The 17,889-nt window shown below is 64.6% G+C and carries 18 protein-coding genes; 8 read left to right on the top strand and 10 right to left on the bottom strand.

Translation table 11 applies throughout. The annotated features are described in order from the left end of the window. Positions 1-4: 4 nt before the first annotated feature. The 4 genes from BMX78_RS11675 to BMX78_RS11660 form a co-directional block, all read right to left on the bottom strand. Positions 5-1,504, bottom strand: a complete 1,500-nt coding sequence (locus tag BMX78_RS11675) for a dihydrolipoamide acetyltransferase family protein (RefSeq protein WP_091419543.1) — start codon at positions 1,502-1,504, stop codon at positions 5-7. 7 nt (positions 1,505-1,511) lie between these two features. Further along, positions 1,512-2,492 carry an alpha-ketoacid dehydrogenase subunit beta gene (locus BMX78_RS11670; protein ID WP_091419542.1) on the bottom strand — a complete coding sequence of 327 codons (981 nt, stop codon included), beginning with the start codon at positions 2,490-2,492 and terminating at the stop codon, positions 1,512-1,514. After that, positions 2,492-3,760 carry a pyruvate dehydrogenase (acetyl-transferring) E1 component subunit alpha gene (gene pdhA, locus BMX78_RS11665; RefSeq protein ID WP_091419540.1) on the bottom strand — a complete coding sequence of 423 codons (1,269 nt, stop codon included), beginning with the start codon at positions 3,758-3,760 and terminating at the stop codon, positions 2,492-2,494. The genes BMX78_RS11670 and pdhA overlap by 1 nt, the downstream gene beginning before the upstream one ends. 149 nt (positions 3,761-3,909) lie before the next feature. Next, positions 3,910-5,028, bottom strand: a complete 1,119-nt coding sequence (locus BMX78_RS11660; RefSeq protein ID WP_091419538.1) for a histidinol-phosphate transaminase — start codon at positions 5,026-5,028, stop codon at positions 3,910-3,912. Positions 5,029-5,182: 154 nt separating this feature from the next. On the opposite strand from BMX78_RS11660, the gene BMX78_RS11655 reads away from it, so the two are divergent. Then, positions 5,183-5,605 (top strand): phage holin family protein, encoded by a 423-nt coding sequence (locus BMX78_RS11655; RefSeq protein ID WP_091419536.1) that lies wholly within the window; start codon positions 5,183-5,185, stop codon positions 5,603-5,605. 26 nt (positions 5,606-5,631) lie between these two features. Here the strand turns inward: BMX78_RS11655 and BMX78_RS11650 are convergent, their stop codons facing one another. Continuing rightward, a complete protein-coding gene (locus BMX78_RS11650; protein ID WP_091419535.1) occupies positions 5,632-6,969 on the bottom strand; it encodes a hypothetical protein in 1,338 nt (445 codons plus the stop codon). After that, entirely contained in the window at positions 6,969-7,271 is a 303-nt protein-coding gene (locus BMX78_RS11645; RefSeq protein WP_091419533.1) for a hypothetical protein, read from the bottom strand. The genes BMX78_RS11650 and BMX78_RS11645 overlap by 1 nt, the downstream gene beginning before the upstream one ends. Before the next feature lie 150 nt (positions 7,272-7,421). Here BMX78_RS11645 and purB point away from each other — a divergent pair, with 150 nt between their 5' ends. Further along, positions 7,422-8,864: an adenylosuccinate lyase gene (gene purB, locus BMX78_RS11640; protein WP_091419531.1), complete on the top strand. Its 1,443-nt coding sequence runs from the start codon at positions 7,422-7,424 to the stop codon at positions 8,862-8,864. Between the two features lie 125 nt (positions 8,865-8,989). Then, positions 8,990-9,664, top strand: a complete 675-nt coding sequence (locus BMX78_RS11635; RefSeq protein ID WP_091419530.1) for a histidine phosphatase family protein — start codon at positions 8,990-8,992, stop codon at positions 9,662-9,664. On the opposite strand, the gene BMX78_RS11630 is transcribed toward BMX78_RS11635, so the two are convergent. The 3 genes from BMX78_RS11630 to BMX78_RS11620 all read right to left on the bottom strand — a co-directional run bounded on the left by BMX78_RS11630 (position 9,661) and on the right by BMX78_RS11620 (position 11,454). Continuing rightward, complete coding sequence (locus tag BMX78_RS11630; protein ID WP_091419528.1) at positions 9,661-10,584, bottom strand: serine/threonine-protein kinase; 924 nt, start codon at positions 10,582-10,584, stop codon at positions 9,661-9,663. The two genes, BMX78_RS11635 and BMX78_RS11630, sit on opposite strands and share 4 nt — an antisense overlap. After that, complete coding sequence (locus BMX78_RS11625) at positions 10,581-10,868, bottom strand: hypothetical protein (protein ID WP_139204920.1); 288 nt, start codon at positions 10,866-10,868, stop codon at positions 10,581-10,583. The genes BMX78_RS11630 and BMX78_RS11625 overlap by 4 nt, the downstream gene beginning before the upstream one ends. 70 nt (positions 10,869-10,938) lie before the next feature. Continuing rightward, complete coding sequence (locus BMX78_RS11620) at positions 10,939-11,454, bottom strand: MarR family winged helix-turn-helix transcriptional regulator (RefSeq protein WP_091419525.1); 516 nt, start codon at positions 11,452-11,454, stop codon at positions 10,939-10,941. A gap of 144 nt (positions 11,455-11,598) precedes the next feature. Between BMX78_RS11620 and BMX78_RS11615 the strand changes: the two genes are divergently transcribed. From BMX78_RS11615 to BMX78_RS11595, 5 genes are all read left to right on the top strand, one after another. After that, a complete protein-coding gene (locus tag BMX78_RS11615) occupies positions 11,599-12,102 on the top strand; it encodes a GNAT family N-acetyltransferase (RefSeq protein ID WP_091419524.1) in 504 nt (167 codons plus the stop codon). Positions 12,103-12,160: 58 nt separating this feature from the next. After that, positions 12,161-12,595, top strand: a complete 435-nt coding sequence (locus BMX78_RS11610; protein WP_091419522.1) for an acyl-CoA thioesterase — start codon at positions 12,161-12,163, stop codon at positions 12,593-12,595. A gap of 203 nt (positions 12,596-12,798) precedes the next feature. After that, a complete protein-coding gene (locus BMX78_RS11605; RefSeq protein ID WP_091419521.1) occupies positions 12,799-13,875 on the top strand; it encodes an extracellular solute-binding protein in 1,077 nt (358 codons plus the stop codon). Between the two features lie 52 nt (positions 13,876-13,927). Further along, positions 13,928-14,995, top strand: coding sequence for an ABC transporter ATP-binding protein (locus BMX78_RS11600; RefSeq protein WP_091419520.1), 1,068 nt, complete (start codon positions 13,928-13,930; stop codon positions 14,993-14,995). Continuing rightward, on the top strand, positions 14,992-16,806 hold the full coding sequence (locus BMX78_RS11595) for an ABC transporter permease (protein ID WP_091419519.1): 1,815 nt from the start codon (positions 14,992-14,994) through the stop codon (positions 16,804-16,806). The genes BMX78_RS11600 and BMX78_RS11595 overlap by 4 nt, the downstream gene beginning before the upstream one ends. Here BMX78_RS11595 and BMX78_RS11590 read toward each other — a convergent pair whose 3' ends face one another. Beyond that, positions 16,807-17,862 carry an FAD-dependent monooxygenase gene (locus tag BMX78_RS11590; RefSeq protein ID WP_091419518.1) on the bottom strand — a complete coding sequence of 352 codons (1,056 nt, stop codon included), beginning with the start codon at positions 17,860-17,862 and terminating at the stop codon, positions 16,807-16,809. Positions 17,863-17,889: the final 27 nt, after the last annotated feature.

The raw sequence follows: 17,889 nt of genomic DNA, 5'->3' as shown, positions 1-17,889 counted from the left end.
TTTCCTAATCCAGCAGGAGCGCCGGCTCCTCCAGGATGGCGGCGACGTCGGCCATAAAGCGGGCGGACAGGTCACCGTCCACCACGCGGTGGTCGAACGAGCCGCCCAGGGTGGTGATCCAGCGCGGGATCACTTCCCCGTCCAGCACCCAGGGCTTCTGCTTGATGGTTCCGAAGGCCACGATGGCCACTTCGCCGGGGTTGATGATCGGCGTGCCGGTGTCGATGCCCAGCGCGCCGATGTTGGTAATGGTCAGAGTTCCGCCCTGCATTTCAGCAGGCTGGGTCTTTCCGGCCCTTGCCGTGGTGGCCAGGTTGTTCAGGGCCAGCGCCAGCTCCTTCAGCGACAGGTCCTGCGCGTTCTTGATGTTCGGCACCATCAGGCCGCGCGGTGTTGCCGCGGCGATACCCAGGTTCATGTAGTGCTTCACATGGATTTCGGCGGCACCTTCAGCGGTGTCCACCCAGGTGGCGTTGACGCTGGGGTTCCGGGCAGCCGCCCAGATCACGGCCTTGGCGAGGATGAGCAGGGGGGAGACACGGATGCCTTCGAAGTCCCTGGAGGCCTTGAGCCGCTTGACGAATTCCATGGTGCGGCTGGCGTCCACGTCCACAAAGATGCTCACGTGCGGTGCCGAAAAGGCCGAGTCCACCATTGCCTTGGCCGTCGCCTTGCGGACCCCCTTGACGGGGATCTGCTCGATGCGCTGGTCCTGGGGCTTTCCGGCCTTGCCCCAGAATCCGTCCGCCTTGTCCAGTTCGGCGTCCCGTTGTGCCTGGTAGCTGACCAGGTCCTCGCGGGTCACCTCGCCGCGCAGGCCTGTTGCCACGACGTCTGCCAGGTCGATGCCCAGGTCGCGGGCGATCTTGCGGACCGGAGGTTTTGCCAGGACCTTGTTGACGAGTCCGGTGATGGCACCGCCGAACGTGGGCCGTTGGTCCAGGGTTTCGCCGGTTGGGCCTGCTGCGGCGGCTGGCGCACTCTCCGGTTCCGACGCGTCGCTGTTGGAGGAGCGGGGCTGGACGGGCTCCACCTCCGGGGCGTTGAGCGTGTGGGCGTCGGCGGGCGCGGTCTTCCGCGGCCGGCGCTTGACGGCGTCTGCCTTGGGTCCGGAACCCACCAGCGGACCGCCGGCCAGGGGACTGCCCGGCCCGCCGCCGCCGGCCGTTGCTTCTTCCGGTACGTCCGCGGGGAGCTTGCCGTACAGCGGCTGGACGGGGGCTTCGGGAGCCCGCACGTCAGCCGGCGTGGGGTCGCCGGAAACCTCGTCGCTGACGCTGATGATGGCTGTACCAACGTCGATGGTGATGCCTTCGGGGACCAAAAGTTCGCTGACGGTGCCGGCAAAGGGTGAGGGCAGTTCCACGATCGACTTGGCGGTCTCGATCTCGCAGAGGACGTCGTTGATGGCTACTGCGTCACCGGGCTTCACTTTCCAGGAGACGATTTCCGCCTCAGTGAGGCCCTCGCCCACGTCAGGGAGGTTGAACTTGTTCAGGGTCATGGTGTCCTCAGTAGGAGAGGGCGCGGTCCAGCGCCTCGAGGATGCGGTCGATGTCCGGAAGGTAGTCTTCCTCCACCTTGGCAACGGGGTAGGGCATGTGGAAGCCACCGACGCGGATCACGGGTGCCTCCAGCGAGTGGAATGCGCGCTCACTGATCCGGGCCGCAATCTCGCCGCCGATCCCGCCGAAGGTGGGGGCCTCGTGTGCCACAATCAGCCTGCCGGTCTTTTGGACCGACGCGGTGACGGTGTCGAAGTCGATGGGCGAGATGGAGCGCAGGTCGATGACCTCCAGGCTGTGTCCGTCTTCCTCTGCGGCGTTGGCTGCCGCGAGGGCCACCGGAACCAGCGGTCCGTAGGCCACAATGGTGGCGTCCGTGCCGGTTCGCAGGACATGGGCCTTGAAGGGGTCACCGGCCGCGCCGGGAGCCTCAACGTCAACCTCGCCCTTGAGCCAGTAGCGCCGCTTCGGTTCGAAAACGATCACGGGGTCCTGGCACTGGACTGCCTGCTGGATCATCCAGTAGGCGTCGTGGGGGTTGGACGGGGTGATGATCCGGAGCCCCGCAGTGTGGGCGAAGAGCGCCTCGGGCGATTCGGAGTGGTGCTCGATGGATCCGATGCCCCCGCCGTAGGGGATGCGGATGACCACGGGGACGCTGAGGTTGCCGTTGCTGCGGGAGTGGATCTTTGCCAGCTGCGTGGTGATCTGGTTGAACCCCGGGAATACGAAGCCGTCGAACTGGATCTCGCATACCGGGGTGTAGCCCCGCAGCGCCAGTCCGATGGCCGTGCCGATGATGCCGGATTCGGCCAGCGGAGTGTCCACGACGCGGTCGGGACCGAACTCGCCGATCAGGCCGTCCGTCACGCGGTAGACGCCGCCCAGGGCGCCGATGTCTTCGCCCATCAGCAGGGACTTGGGGTGGTCCGTCAGGGCGGTGCGGAGGCCTTCGTTAATGGCCTTGGCAATGGTCATGGTGGTCATCAGTGGCCTGCCTTTGGGGACGCCTGGGCGGTTACTGCCTGCCGGGCCTGATTTGCTGCCGGCTCCTCACCTGCAAACCCGGCGGAGTATTCCTCGAACCATGCGAGTTCTTCGGCTACCAGTGGATGGGCTTCAGCGTACGTGTTGGCAAAGGCGGTGCGGATGTCCGGGGTCTCGAGGTCGTGCGTGGTGCGGCGGACGTAGGCGGCGAGCTCATCCCCATCGGCTTTGACCTTGGCGAAGAATTCTTGGTCCGCCATGCCTTCGGAGCGCAGGTACTTCTCCAGGCGGGCCAGGGGATCCTTGGCCTTCCAGGCGTCCTCTTCTGCTGCCTGCCGGTACTTGGTGGGGTCGTCCGCTGTGGTGTGCGCGCCCACCCGGTAGGTGAAGGCCTCAATCAGGACCGGTCCCTTGCCCTGGCGTGCGTGCTCGAGGGCCCATTCCGTGACGGCGTGGACCGCGATGACGTCGTTGCCGTCAACCCGGATACCGGGGAAGCCGTACCCCTTGGCCCTGTTGGACAGCGGCACCTTGGTCTGCACTTCGGTGGGGACAGAGATCGCCCAGTGGTTGTTCTGGCAGAAGAACACCACGGGGGCGTTGTAGGAGGAGGCGAACACCATGGATTCGTGGACGTCGCCTTCAGAGCTGGCGCCGTCACCGAAGTAGGCGATTACCGCCGCGGCCGGCTCAGCGGCCGGATTTCCGGTTCCGGCGGCAGTGGCGGCCAGTTTCTGGTCCCGCTGGATTCCCATGGCATATCCCACCGCGTGAAGTGTCTGTGCTGCCAGGACCAGGGTGTACAGGTGGAAGTTGGTGTCCTTGGGGTTCCAGCCGCCGTTGGAAACACCCCGGAACTGGCGCAGGAGCTCGGCCAAGTCCACGTTGCGGGTAAGGGCAACACCGTGTTCACGGTAGGTGGGGAAGATGTAGTCCTGCGGCTGGCTTGCGCGGCCGGAACCAATCTGCGCGGCTTCCTGGCCTGTCAGTGGAACCCAGAGGGCCAGCTGGCCCTGGCGCTGCAGGGCAGTTGCTTCGACATCGAACCGGCGGATGGCGGCCATGTCAGCGTAAAGTCCGCGGAGCACCTCCGGGGTCAGTTTCCTGGCGTAGTCCGTAAACACGGGATCGAAGCCCAGCTTCCCGTCCGGGCCGAGGAGCTGGACCATCGGTGCCGGGGGCTCACCCATGACTGCTTCGGCATCAGCCTCGCGCTGATCGTCTACAGCTGTTCCGTCGAACTCGGTGGAAGGCAGATGTGTGCCCATACCGTCTCCTTGCTTGCCGCATCCGGATGCAATGCAATGTCGCTGGGATATATGCCGTAAAGGGAATAGATTCCCCTTACGGCATATATGTTGGCTTACTGATCCTAACTTTATCCTCAGTAACTAAGCGCAAAGCTACTTGTTAAGTGCTAGGAAGCGCGCGGGGCCTTTGTATAGTTCGCACACAACGCGAGAAACCGGCTGTTCGCCTCTTCCTCACCGATGCTCACCCTTACTCCCTCGCCGGCAAATGCCCGCACCGACAGTGCCTGTGCGGCCGCCAGTTCGGCGAACCCTATGCTGTCGGCGCCGAGATCCAGCCAGACAAAGTTTCCCTGCGCGTCGGGAACAGCCCAGCCCAGGCTGCGCAGCCCTGCGGTGACCCGGTCCCGCTCATCCACCAGCCTTTGTACCCTTTCTACAACCTGGGGGTAATTCTGGAGGGAAACAATTGCTGCCGTTTCCGCAATCTGCGACACGGCAAAGGGTGTGGCTGCGACCCGCAGGTGCTGCGTCAGCTCCGGATTGGAGATGCTGTAGCCAACGCGCAGGCCTGCCAGACCGTGTGCCTTGGAGAAGGTACGGAGCACCACCACGTTGGGGTACTTGCGGTAGAGGCTGATCCCGTCCACTGCGCCGGGCTCGCGCACGAACTCCTGGTACGCCTCGTCGATGACCACCACCACGTCGGCCGGGACAGAGCGGATGAAGGCCTCGGTCTCAGCTGCACGAAGGGCAGGACCGGTGGGATTGTTCGGGGTGCACAGGAGGATGACTTTGGTTCGGGCTGTGACTGCCGCCGCCATGGCCTTGAGATCATGGCGGCCCTGGGTGGTCAGCGGGACGGGAACACCGTCTGCACCCGAGAGGCCAACGCTGATGGGGTAGGCCTCGAAGGAGCGCCAGGCGTAAACCACTTCATCCGGCTTGCCGTCTTCATTCCGCCCCGCGAACGCCGCCAGCAGCTGGTTCAGCGCGCCCAGGCTGCCCGCGCCGGTGACAATATCCTCGGCAGGAACATCGAGGAATCCGGCCAGCTCGGTGCGCAGGCGGGTGCTCAACGGGTCGGGGTAGCGGTTGAAGTCCGTTTGCCTCGCGATGGCCTCGACAACCGCCGGGATGGGAGGCAGCGGGTTTTCGTTCGACGACAGCTTGTAGCTGGCCAGTCCCTCCACGGCCACGGGAGGTTTGCCCGCGGCATAGCGTGGCAGCCTTGCCACCACAGGACGCGGCTGGATACCCCCGGCAAGGGCGTTTGATGACGTCATGGAGACCAGCCTACTTCTCCCGATGCCGGAGGGAAGGCTGGATTGTGCCGGGGATCAGGTTGAGTGATTCGGGCACCTGAAAGGCGAGCCGGGAGCCCGCGGCCGGCATTCTGTCTTTGAGCCAACCCTCAGGGCGGTGTGAAACCATGGCCCTATGAGACTGATTGCCCGGGTACTGATCAATGGCCTCGCCCTCTGGGTGGCGGGCTGGATACTGCCAGGGCTGGAGATCTCCAGCTCCGCCACAGCGGATGCGGTGGCAAAGACCGGCGTGACACAGGGGACGGACACCATCGGGATTGTCCTGGCCTACCTGTTCATCGGCCTCATCTTCGGCCTGGTAAATGCTTTGGTCCGCCCCCTGGTGAGCCTCCTGGCACTGCCCCTTACCATCCTGACCCTCGGCCTGTTCACCATCGTGATCAATGCTGCGATGCTCTACCTGACCTCCTGGATCAGCAGCTACACTCCGGTGCACTTCACCATCGGTTCCTTCTTCTGGACCGCCGTTTTGGCGGCGATCATCATCACCCTGGTCTCACTCGTGGCCGGCAGGATTACCGGAACCCGGCGGTAGCTAACTCAGCGACGGTGCTGCGCCCGCTACCGTCCGCCGTACCCGCGCTCCTGCCTTCGGTTGTCCGCCGTGTGGAGATTCTCCGTGGGACCCTTGGTCCGGGACAGGGAGAACCGTGTGGCCGTAGCTGTTCCGCCCGCTCCCAATGCCGCACCGAGTGCGGCCGTGGACGCCAGCAGTGAGGGATCATTGCTGGCTGATACTGCCCGGGCTCCGTCCTGGTAGCTGCTGAGCTGGTGACCCGGACCAATACCCACGCGCTCCCCTGTTTGGGCGTACAAATTATTGTTCATAGTCGCTGTTACCTGGTTCCTGGCGTCCCTGTTGGGTGCTCCGTCGGTGCCGGGAACCCAGTCGGTCCGATGCTCCAGATGGAGGGTGCTGACGCCGGGATCGGGCCTGATTCCTGCCACGGGTGACCCTGCTGTCAGCACGTATTTCAGGTCGTAATCGCTGAGGAAATATTCGTTCGCAGCCAGGTTCATCGCGTGGATCCCACCCTGGCTGTAGCCCACTGCCACCACCGTGGCGCCGTTTTGGGCGCCGGCCGCTTTCAGCGCCTCAAGAACCGCCGCGCTCACATTGCCGGAACGGTTGCCAACGCCCTCGACTATTCCGCTCAAGCCGAATGGATTCTCGTCCGGTGTGTTCAGTTGCGTGCCGGGAATTACCACCACGTATGCCTTTTGTCCTGCGTTCTCGACCTCGACCACCTCGATGAAACCGGCTCCTCGCGCTTCAATCAGCCGGATACGTTCCAGCAGACCCGCGGGAGAAGGATCGAAATCAATGGGAATGCTTTCCTGCGGCTGGACTTCAATGGGCCGCGGCCTCATTCCTGGATACGCAGCCTCCACCAGCATCTTGGCGAGGGGAGTAGCGGGAACCGCCAGCGCAGTCAGGTTCTCAACAGCCGTTCTGTTCAGGAATCCCGTCCGCCAGAAGTCTGACTGCATCTCCAGCTCAGCGGCGATGAGTGGCCGATCGGGGCTGCTGTATGTCCCCGCCACGGCTTCCGCCACTTCGTACTCCTGCTTGCAGGCCCGAACGTGGCTGCTGATGCGCTGCAGCTCAGTCCGTACTTTTTGAATGGACCGCTCGGACTCGTCGACGGCGTTCATCGCCAGGCTGCCCGACCATCGGGGCAAGTCCTGGAAAGGCACCAGGTCCTCCCAGATCCGGCGGATTTCAACCTCCAGTCCAGAGAGCTTGTCCGCCAGCTCATCGAGCTTCTCGGCGCCGCCCGTCAGCTCTTCGAGCTGGAACCTGATGCCGCCCACACCACCGCGGATGGTGAGGAATCCGTCGTCGGGAGGGCCGGACAGGTGGATGGAGCCGCTGCCTGAGGGCATCACCTCAGACATCAGCGCGCAGCCGGAGACGTGCAGCCGGCAGTGAAGGTCTCCTGGCTGTGCCGCTCCACCGCAGCCCTGGCCTCCATCAAGGCTTCAAGCGCACGGCGCAGGGCTGCCGACTGAAGCAAAACCGCGTCCCGGTATGCGCGGCCTGCCGGGGACTCCCACTGCAGCAGCTGGATGTCCCTGAAGCTGTCCACAACGTCCTCACCGCGGACAACGCAGACGGCCACCCGTTCGGCCAATGCCCTCACCTGCGAGACGCGCAGCATCTCCTGTTGCAGGTCTGCCTCCGCCAGTTGGCTGCCCATCAACCGACCACCTTTCTACGCAAGGCGGCCCCGCTGATCCGCCTGGCATGAACGCTACGGAGGACAACGCGGGTACCCAACCACCGGCGTCGGCTATGTGGACAAGTAACCAGCTAAAGCTGCCACGGCAGTTCATGAAAGAATCAGCACATGCCTGAAACCGCCGCCACAGCTGATACCCGTACGCCCTCAGGACGCCTGGCCCTCGCCGCGTCCCCGGAAAAAATCGCGCTTGGCCCGCTGGACGGCCGCTACCAGTCTGCCGTCGCGCCCCTCGTTGATTACTTGTCCGAGGCGGCCCTCAACCGCGACCGCGTCGCCGTCGAAGTTGAATGGCTCATCCACCTGACCAGCAACAACGTCCTCCCGGGCGCCGGTCCCCTGACCGAGCAGCAGCAGGAGCAGCTCCGCGCGGTCGTCACCGAATTCGACGCCGCCTCAGTGGCGGAACTCGCCGAAATCGAGGCAGTCACTGTCCATGACGTGAAGGCTGTGGAGTACTACATCGGGCGCCGCCTGCCCGCCATCGGCATCGAAAACCTGACGGCCATGGTGCACTTTGGCTGCACCTCAGAAGACATCAACAACCTCTCCTACGCGCTGGGCGTCAAGGGTGCTGTGGAGGACGTGTGGCTGCCTGCCGCACGCGCACTGGTGGACCAGATCAGCAAGATGGCGCAGGAAAACCGTGCCGTGCCCATGCTATCCCGCACCCACGGCCAGCCCGCCACCCCCACCACCCTTGGCAAGGAACTGGCGGTCATCGCGCATCGCCTGACCCGCCAGCTTGACCGCATTGCCAAGACTGAATACCTGGGCAAGATCAACGGCGCAACGGGCACCTACGCGGCCCATGTTGCTTCCGTTCCCGGCGCGGACTGGCAGCAGGTGTCCAAGTCCTTCGTGGAGGCCCTGGGACTGACCTGGAACCCGCTCACCACGCAGATCGAGAGCCATGACTGGCAGGCGGAACTGTACGCCGACGTCGCGCGCTTCAACCGCATCCTCCACAACGTCTGCACGGACATCTGGAGCTACATCTCCATCGGCTACTTCGCGCAGATCCCCGTGGCTGGCGCCACCGGCTCCTCCACCATGCCCCACAAGGTCAACCCCATCCGCTTCGAAAACGCAGAGGCGAACCTGGAGATCTCCAACGGCCTGCTGGACACCCTGGGCGCGACCCTGGTCACCTCCCGCTGGCAGCGCGACCTCACCGACTCCTCGTCCCAGCGCAACATCGGTGTGGCGTTCGGCCACTCCCTGCTGGCCATCTCCAACGTCGCCAAGGGCCTGGAACGCCTGGATGTAGCCGAGGACGTGCTGGCCGGGGACCTCGACACCAACTGGGAAGTCCTGGGCGAAGCCATCCAGATGGTGATGCGCGCCGAGGCGATCGCCGGCGTCGAAGGCATGGAAAATCCCTATGAGCGGCTCAAGGACCTGACCCGCGGACAGCGCGTGGATGCTGCCCGGATGCAGGAATTCGTCCAGGGCCTCGGCCTGTCAGCCGATGCCGAGGCGCGCCTGCTCGAACTGACGCCCGGCAAGTACACGGGCATCGCGGACCAGCTGGTGGACCACCTTACGTAATCCGGCGGCAGCAGCCAAGAAGTACGACGGCGGCGCCGGGCCCTGAAGGGTCCGGCGCCTTCTGCTGAGCGGGCCTTCCCAGTGGACTGGCCGGGAGGCACGCTGCCAGGTGCGAAACTGGAGGAATGAAGCTGCTCCTCATCCGCCACGGGCAAACCCCCGGCAACGTGCTTGGCCAACTGGACACGGCCCACCCCGGCCCCGGGCTGACCGAACTCGGTGAACGGCAGGCGGAAGCCCTGGCCCGGGCGCTGGCAAATGAGCGGATCGACGCCCTGTACGCGTCCACCCTCATCAGGACGCAGATCACCGCGGCGCCCCTGGGCCGGAGGCAAAGCCTGGACGTGGAGGTGCTGGACGGCCTGCACGAGATCGAGGCGGGGTCGCTGGAAAAGCTGACGGACCACGAATCGCACAAGCGGTACATGGGAACGGTGATTTCCTGGGCCGCAGGAGACCTTGACCGGCGGATGCCTGCAGGTCCTGACGGGCACGAATTCTTCGGGCGTTTCGACGCCGCCATCGCAACCGTTCTGGAACGGGCATCAGGCGGGGAGGCCACCGTGGCCGTGGTCAGCCACGGTGCGGCCATTCGCACCTGGGCCGGACGCCGGGCGGACGGCGCGGACCACGAGTTCGCTGCCAAGCACGTACTGACCAACACCGGAATCGTGGCCTTGGAAGGCGATCCGGGCAACGGCTGGAAGCTCCTCCATTGGGACGGCAGCCCCGTGGGCGGCCTGGCCCTTGCTGATCCCACCGCCGAGGATCCCACTGGAAAGAACGTGGCGGAGCCCTAAGCCGGCTGCCCGATCCGGCGCGAGGGGAACACGGTCAATTTCCTGCAGGGACCGCTCGCCTTCGCAGGTGGTGTGCGTACCAGCCGGCTGGCCATTGCGGCGGCCTCGGCAGCGGTCGGCCGTGCAGCGCTGTCCATGGCCGTCAGGGCCTGGAGCAGGTTGCACCAGCCAGGTCCAAGGGAGTCCGGAACGGCGGGGCTTCGGAGGGTCCTGGCCACCAGCGACTCGATGGCTGTGCCGGGGAAAGCCTTGGCTCCGGTCAGCAGCTCCAGCAGCACCAGTCCCATGGCATAGACATCCCAGGTGGTCCGCGCCGGTCCGCCTGCAGCCTGCTCAGGGCTCATATAGTGCACCGTTCCCGATGAGATGCCAGGTTCGGGAGGCGAACCCGCCGCAGCAACGATGCCGAAGTCGATGATGCGCACAGGACTTCTCCGAAGACCGCTCAGCATCAGGTTGGCAGGCTTGATATCACGGTGCACCAGGTCCTTTTCGTGCAGGTGGGCCAGCGCTCCAAAGAGGCCGGAGGCCCAGGCGGCGACATCTGGGGCCTGGGGCGGGTGCGTGTGGATCACTTCGGCGAGGCTCGCTCCCAGGGCCAGTTCTTCGACCAGGAAGGGACGGCCGGCCAGCGGTGTCCCGGCAGGCATCACGCCCTGGGTGATAAATCTGATGATCGACGGATGGTCCAATCCAGAAAGGACGGCGGCTTCGTTCGTGGTCCGCTCGAAGTGTTTCCTCGAGTCGCCCACAGCCACCTTGACGGCTACGTCCGGGCCGCCCTCACGGTCAACGGCGCGGAAGACTTCAGCGAGCGAACCGCGGCCCAGCCGTTCCTTGAGCTCGTAGCGAGCCGCCACGGTTGCCCCGGACAGGAGCGTGGCCTGCTTCTGCCCCACCACCAGGGCATGGGTGCTCATGCAGACAGGGCGGGGATGTGGGCTGCACCCAGACCTGCGTCCAGCTGGAAGCCACAGCCGCAGCGCCACACGGGCGGCAGCTGAACAGGGCCGCCGTCGTCCGGTCCAAAGGTGTAGCCGACGGCGGCCGGGCCCACCGCCGGGGTAACCAGCTCCATGCTGGTACCGCAGTGGACGGCGGCGAGCCCGCCGGGCCCATCAGTCGTCGGAAAGCCGTTCAGCGATGTCCGGCCCGCAAAGATGTCAGGGGAACCAAGCTCAGTAAAAGTAACCAACGCACTCACGACTCCGGTCTGCTGGGGTTCAGGAACTGATCGTAAGCATACATATTGCTAGGCCATCTAGCTAGCCCGCCTAGTTACTTTCTTTATGCCCTTCATCGAGATGCTCGAGGGCTTCGGTCATGGTCTGCAGGAAGTCGACCACCACCCGGGCCTCCTCAGCGCTGAGCCCTTCCGCAACCGCCATCATGCGCCGGTGCATCGCACCAAGAGTCACCCGGACCTCCTGGTCCGACTCTGGTGTGGGGACCACTACTACCGAGCGCCGGTCCGTGGGGTGCGCCTCACGGCGGACGTGGCCGCTCGCTGCAAGCCTGTCGATGAGCGAAGTGGTGGAAGCGCTGGTGATTCCCAGAAACTGGCTCAGGTCCTTGGGGGCCACACTCCTGCCTGAAGCCTGGGCGCGCAGGAGGTAGCGCAGCGCGAGAATGTCCGTCTCCCCCATGCCCATGGAGTCGCGCGTGGACCGTCGGACAGCGGTCTCGGCCGCGCGATAGTCGCGCAGCGACTTGAGCACCGCCGCACTGTAGTCCAGCTGCCCGTCCGGGCCATACCAATATCCGGAGCCTTCATTGCCTGTGGAGCGCATAAAAATATCCTAGACCAACTAATAACTAGTCAGCCAAGCGAATTAGGGGGCAGCGTTATCCGGCCGCTTACGGGAAAGAAACACCCGCGTAACCCGCGCCTCTTAGCCTTGTTAGGCATATCCCTTCGGCGAATCGAGGCAGACATGCAGACCAATCCCCGGCTGAACATCCGGCAGGTCGCCTGGTCCAACCCGGTGGGCGCCGACCTTCGCCACGCCCAGCAGGCCGAACTCGACGCCCGCTTTGGCACGCCGGACCACGAACCCGGCCCGCCGCCGTCGAGCGCTGACTGCGCAGTGTTCCTCGTGGCGTACGACAAAGGCTCCGGCCAGCCCGTGGGCTGCGGCGGCCTGCGGCTCCTTGACCCGACGACGGCGGAAATCAAGCGCCTCTACGTCCTGCCCTACACCCGCGGCTCGGGCGTGGCCAGCTCCATCCTTGCTGCCCTGGAAGCCGAAGCCTTCAAACAGGGAATCACCCGCATCAAGGCCGAAGCCGGTTCCGCCCAGCCCGACGGACGGAACTTCTACGAGAACTCCGGCTTTGAACCCGTTCCCAACTTTGGCCCCTACGTAGGCGTTGAACACTCATATTGCTACGCGAAGACCATCCATGCGCGCAGCGCAGCGCACACAGCAATGGCGTAGCAGCGGGACCTGGCCGTCATACTCGTTGGCGCCGACGCTCCTCAGCTAACCTCTGCCTATGGAATCAGCAGACATCACCTTCCGCACCCGAAAGTGGGTCCGGCCCGAGGACCTGAACGCCAACGGCACGCTGTTCGGCGGCAGCCTGCTGAAGTGGATCGATGAGGAGGCTGCCATTTATGCGATCCTCCAGCTCGGCAACGGCCGCGCGGTCACGAAGTACATTTCGGAAATCAACTTCGTCAGCTCCGCCGTCCAGGGCGACCTGGTCGAGATGGGGCTGGCCGCCACCCGTTTCGGCCGGACGTCGCTGACCATGCGGGCCGAGGTCCGGAACATGATCACACGCCAAAGCATCCTGACCATTGAGGAGATCGTCTTCGTCAACCTCGACGCCTCCGGCAAGCCGGAGCCGCACGGCTACACCGAAATCACCTACGACCGGGACAGGATTCCCACGCACCACCTGTCGGACGCGCTCCAACAGGACTGACTCTTGGACTGCACGACGGCGGCCGGCAGCAACGAGAGTTAACCCCAGGTTTACGCGCGGAGCGCCAGCCGTTTCTCGAGCTAGACCACAGTGGACAGTCCGGCTGTTTATCGAATCGATAGCAATAAAGCCGGATTTTCGCCATGCCCAGCTATAGGCTGGCCGGACATGCTCCGATTCCAGTCCAGAAATGAGTCCTGATCGTGCGTAAATTCCACACTTTGGCTGCCGCCGCCGTCGCCGTTGCCCTGCTCGCGGGATGCGGCGGGGGCGGAACGTCCCCCGCTGCCCCGGCCGATTCGTCACCGGCTGCCGCCGGTGGTTCCGGCGAAACACTGGTGGTTTACACCAACTCCAACGGCGAAGGCCGCGGCGACTGGCTGAGCGCAAAGGCTGCGGAAGCAGGCTTCAAGATCGAAATTGTGGGCGCAGGCGGCGCGGACGCCACAAACAAACTGATCGCCGAGAAGAACAATCCGATTGCGGATATCGCGTTCGGATTGAACAACATGTACTTCTCCCAGATCAAGGCCGAAGGCGTCCTGGAACCGTACGAGCCGGCCTGGGCCGGGGACGTTGATAAGGAACTGGCGGACGGTGAAGCCTACTGGCCCCTGGTCAAACAGGCCATCCTCCTGGGCTACAACTCCGACAAATTTTCCAAGGATGCCGCGCCGCGGGACTGGACTGATCTTTGGACTAAAGACGAATTCAAGGCCCGCTACGAGCGCGTGACGGGTCTGGGCACTGCCACAGCGCAGCTGGTTTTCGCAGGCATCCTTAGCCGCTACCGCGATGACTCCGGTGATTTGGGCATTTCGGATGAAGGCTGGAAGCAGGTGGAGCAGTACTTCCAGAACGGCAGCCCCGCTGTTGCCAAGACTGACCTCTTTGCCCGCATCGCCTCCGGCGAAGTGGATATGGGCCAGATGCCGTCATCGATCATTGCCGACCGCGAAAAGTCCTTCAACGTCAACGTTGAGACCGTGATCCCTTCCGTCGGCGTTCCCCTTGCCGTGGAGCAGATAGCCCTAGTGAAGGGCACCAAGAAAAAGGATGAGGCGCAGAAGTTCATCGACTGGTTCGGCAGCTCGGACGTGCAGGGAGAGTTTGCGCAGAAGTTCAACTCCATGCCGGTGAACAAGACCGCCCAGGCCAAAGCCAACCCGGACGTGGTGAACTTCTTCGCCGACCTCAAGCAGCAGGACATCGACTGGGAATTCGTGCAGGAAAACATGGGCGCCTGGGTGGAGAAGATCGAGCTCGAGTACATGACATAACCGGGGTCCGCCCCGCCCGCTTCCGGTTCCGGTTCCACCAGACAGGTTAGCCATGATCCGCTTGGACAACATCGAAGTTTCCTTTGGCGATTTCACCGCCATCCCGAACCTGGACCTGCACGTCCGGCCCGGCGAGTTTTTCACCTTGCTGGGACCGTCGGGCTGCGGAAAGACGACGGCGCTGCGCACCTTGGCCGGTTTCATCCAGCCATCCAAGGGCACAGTGCGGGTGGACGGCAAGGATGTCACCAGGCTTCCCAGCGACAGGAGGCAGGTGGGCATGGTGTTCCAGAACTATGCCCTTTTCCCCAGCATGAGCGTGTGGGAAAACATTGCCTTCGGCCTGCGCGTACGGAAAGAGAATCTGGCGGACAGCGATCGTATGGTCCGGGACATCGCCCGGCGAGTGGAGCTCAGTGATGATCAGCTGGCCAAGAACGTAGCAGAACTGTCCGGAGGCCAGCAGCAACGGGTGGCCGTGGCGCGTGCACTGGTCCTGCGGCCCAAGATCCTGCTGCTGGATGAACCCCTGTCCAACCTGGACGCGAAGCTGCGGCACCAATTGCGGCAGCAGCTCAAGGACCTGCAAAGCCAGTTCGGCATCACCACTGTTTACGTCACGCACGATCAGGACGAGGCGCTGGCGATGAGCGACAGGGTGGCGGTGTTCAACAAGGGCGTGGTGGAGCAGGTGGGCACGCCCCAGGAGATCTACGACCATTCCGCGACCGAGTTCGTCTGCAACTTCATCGGCGACAGCTCGGCGCTGACTCCGGAGTTCGTCGCGGAGGTGAACCGCCGCTCGGGATCTGCGCTCAGCACGGACGCCAGCTCCTACCTGCGGGTGGAAAAAGCGTCCCTGCATTCGGGGGCGGAAGGGGGAGCCGCCGTCGGACTTCCCGGCACGGTTCTGTCCCGCACCTACCACGGCCTGCACAGCCGCTACGTGGTGCGCAGCCACGGCTCGGATATCCGCCTCCTGGTCCGGGAGGACGGCGGGCCGCAGCCGGAGCCGGGAAGTGATGCCACGGTGTATCTCCGGCCTGAACACGTCCTGCAGTACCACCCTGCGACCGGCAGGGCGCTGGAGCGGGAAGACCAGGCGGTACCGCTGCCATGAGCGGCACGCCGGTCCGCAGCATGGCCCGCTCCCCCTTCGTCCTGGTGGTGGGTGTTGTCCTCACCTGGTTCATCGCCGCGTTCCTGGTGTGGCCCAACGTGAATATCCTGATGGCGACGTTCTTCCCGGACGGCAGTTTCTCCGGCCGGGCCGCGGAGAAACTGTTCTCCTCCCAACGGGCCATGAAAGCCCTGGGGAACAGCTTCCTGCTCGCCGTGGCACTGTCCATCACGGTGAACCTGGTGGGAGTCTTCATTGTCCTGGTGACGCACTACTTCCGGATCAGGGGATCCAGGATCCTGTTTTTGGGCTACGCCTCGACGTTCATCTACGGCGGCATTGTGCTGGCGGCCGGGTACAAGTTCATCTACGGCGACAAAGGCATTGTCACGTCCCTGCTGGTCAAGGTGTTCCCTGGCCTGGACCCGGGCTGGTTCTCGGGTTTCTTCGCGGTCCTGGTGGTGATGACCTTTGCCACCACCACCAACCACATGCTGTTTGTGGCCAACGCGTTGAAGGGCATCGACTACCAAACCGTAGAGGCGGCCAGGAACCTTGGCGCTTCCACCTGGACCATCCTCCGCCGGATAGTCCTGCCCATGCTCAAGCCCACGCTGTTCGCCGTCACCATCCTGTCCTTCCTGACCGGCCTCGGCGCTTTGAGCGCCCCACAGGTGCTGGGCGGCCGGGACTTCCAGACCATCACGCCGATGATCCTGACCTTCACCAACAGCCCCACCTCCCGCGACCTCGCCGCGCTGCTGGCGGTCATCCTGGGCGTGGCCACCATCCTGATGCTCGCCGTGATGTCCCGGCTCGAAAAAGGGGGCACGTACTTTTCGGTGTCAAAGGTGTCCTCGGCGCTGCAGAAACAGCAGATCACCAACCCGGTAGCCAACGTGGTGGTCCACACCCTGGCTTACCTGCTCTTTGCCGTATACACCTTGCCGGTACTCCTGATTGTGCTGTATTCCTTTGCCGACGGCGCCGCCATCCAGACCGGGCAGCTTTCCCTGAACAGCCTGACGCTGGAGAACTACGCGCGGGTCCTGACGCAGCAATCCGGGCTGCGGCCGTTCGTCGTCAGTGTGGTGTACAGCGCCCTGGCAGCCCTGATCGCCGTCGGCGGCCTGCTGTTCGTGGCCCGCCTGCTGCAGAAGTATCGGAACTGGGTGTCCACTGCCTTCGAATACCTGCTGCACATACCGTGGATCCTGCCCTCGGCACTGCTCGCACTGGGCCTGATCATCAGTTACGACCACCCCAATCCGCTGGTGGGCGGCGCCGTCCTCACGGGCACCACGGTAATCCTGCTGATCGCCTTTGTGACAGTCAAGATCCCCTTTACGCTGCGGATGCTCAAGGCGTCCTTTGCCTCCGTAAATTCCTCGCTTGAGGAGGCGGCGGCCATCATGGGCGCCAAAACCCTCTACGTGTTCCGCCGGATCCTCCTGCCGCTGGTGCTGCCGGCAGCCGCCGCCATCACCGCCCTGAACTTCAACAGCCTGCTGGATGACTACGACACCGCCATCTTCCTCGCCCACCCACTCGTCCAGCCCCTGGGCCTGGTGATCAAGGCCAACACTGACGGAGCAGAAGGTGTGGAGGGCGTGGCCAACACCTTTGTCTACACGGTGCTGCTCATGGTCATCACTGGTATCACCATGTACCTGGTGTACGGCCGGTCCGGGCGGAAAGGGCTGGGCAAAAAGCGGCTGCGTGCAGCGCCTCCTCCCGCGGCAGTTCCCGGCCCCGCACTTGGCATGATGTCCGACGACGACGCAGCGAAGACCGCCGCTCCCGTCCGCTGATCAGCCTGCAGAACCGCTGCCGACGGCGGCACGCAGCTGCCGCCGTCGCGCCAGGCTGAGCAGCCGGTCCCGGAGGGGCTGCCCGCCTTCTGCCAGCGCAACGCGCGCGAGCGCGGAGGAGGCCACGCTCAGGGCACGGGTCCGCAGGCGGCGCTGCCGGTCGTAGGCCTGAAGTGCCTGCTCCTCAGGCAGCGTGTTGAGGAGGTCAGCCAGTGTTACCGCGTCCACCAGCGATTCGCAGGCGCCACGTCCGAGGGTGGGGGCCATGGCATGGGCAGCGTCACCGATGAGCACGGTCCTGCCGCGAACGAAGGAACGGACGCCCGGAGTTGTCCAGATGCGCTGCACCAGGCAGGCCTCAGGAGTAGCGGCGGCCAGCACTTCCCGGACGGCCGGCGCGTACGCCGCGAAGCGCTCCCGGGTCTGCTCCAGGGCTGACGCCGCGTCGATGCCGTAAGGGCCAAGCGTGGACCGGTAGCTGGCGTACCAGAACATTCCGCCCCTTGCGGAGGCGACGCCGAACAAGTCGCCGCGGCCCCAGTACTCGCCGACCACGTCCGGGCTGACTGTCGAGGGAAGGGTCCCCCGCAGGGCGAGATAGGGCGTGAGTTTGGCCGCGCTGCGGCTGCCCCAGCCCTCGCGGCGGACCAGGCTGTGCACGCCGTCAGCCCCGACCACCAGGCCGCCCTTGTCCGGAAGCGCCTGGACATGGTCCGTGACCCGGCGGACGGTAGCGGGGACGGCCGCATCAAGCAGCCGCAGCAGCTCGATGCGGGAAACCGCGAACATGTCCCCGGCACTTACGGTGACCCAGGGCTCGCCAGCGGCGTTGCGGACCGAGCCGCTGCCAATCACCGGGCTGACCGTCCGGGCCTCCTCCAGCACGCCAATCCGGGCCAAGGCCCGCTGGGCATTCGGCCACATTCCCAGCGCATTCCCCACGCTGGGCAGCTCCGGCCGCTTCTCGTAAACCGTCACCTCGAAGCGGTTCGGGTCCAGGCACGAGGCCAGCGCCAGGCCGGCAATGCCGCCGCCAACAATCGAGATGGTCTCCATGGCAGCGATTTTACTACTTTTGTAGTG

The organism is Arthrobacter sp. OV608, from assembly GCA_900110595.1.
In the GTDB taxonomy this organism is placed as follows: domain Bacteria; phylum Actinomycetota; class Actinomycetes; order Actinomycetales; family Micrococcaceae; genus Arthrobacter.
The sequence above is the reverse complement of the archived record's forward strand: the minus strand, read 5'-3'. Positions and strand labels throughout refer to the sequence as shown.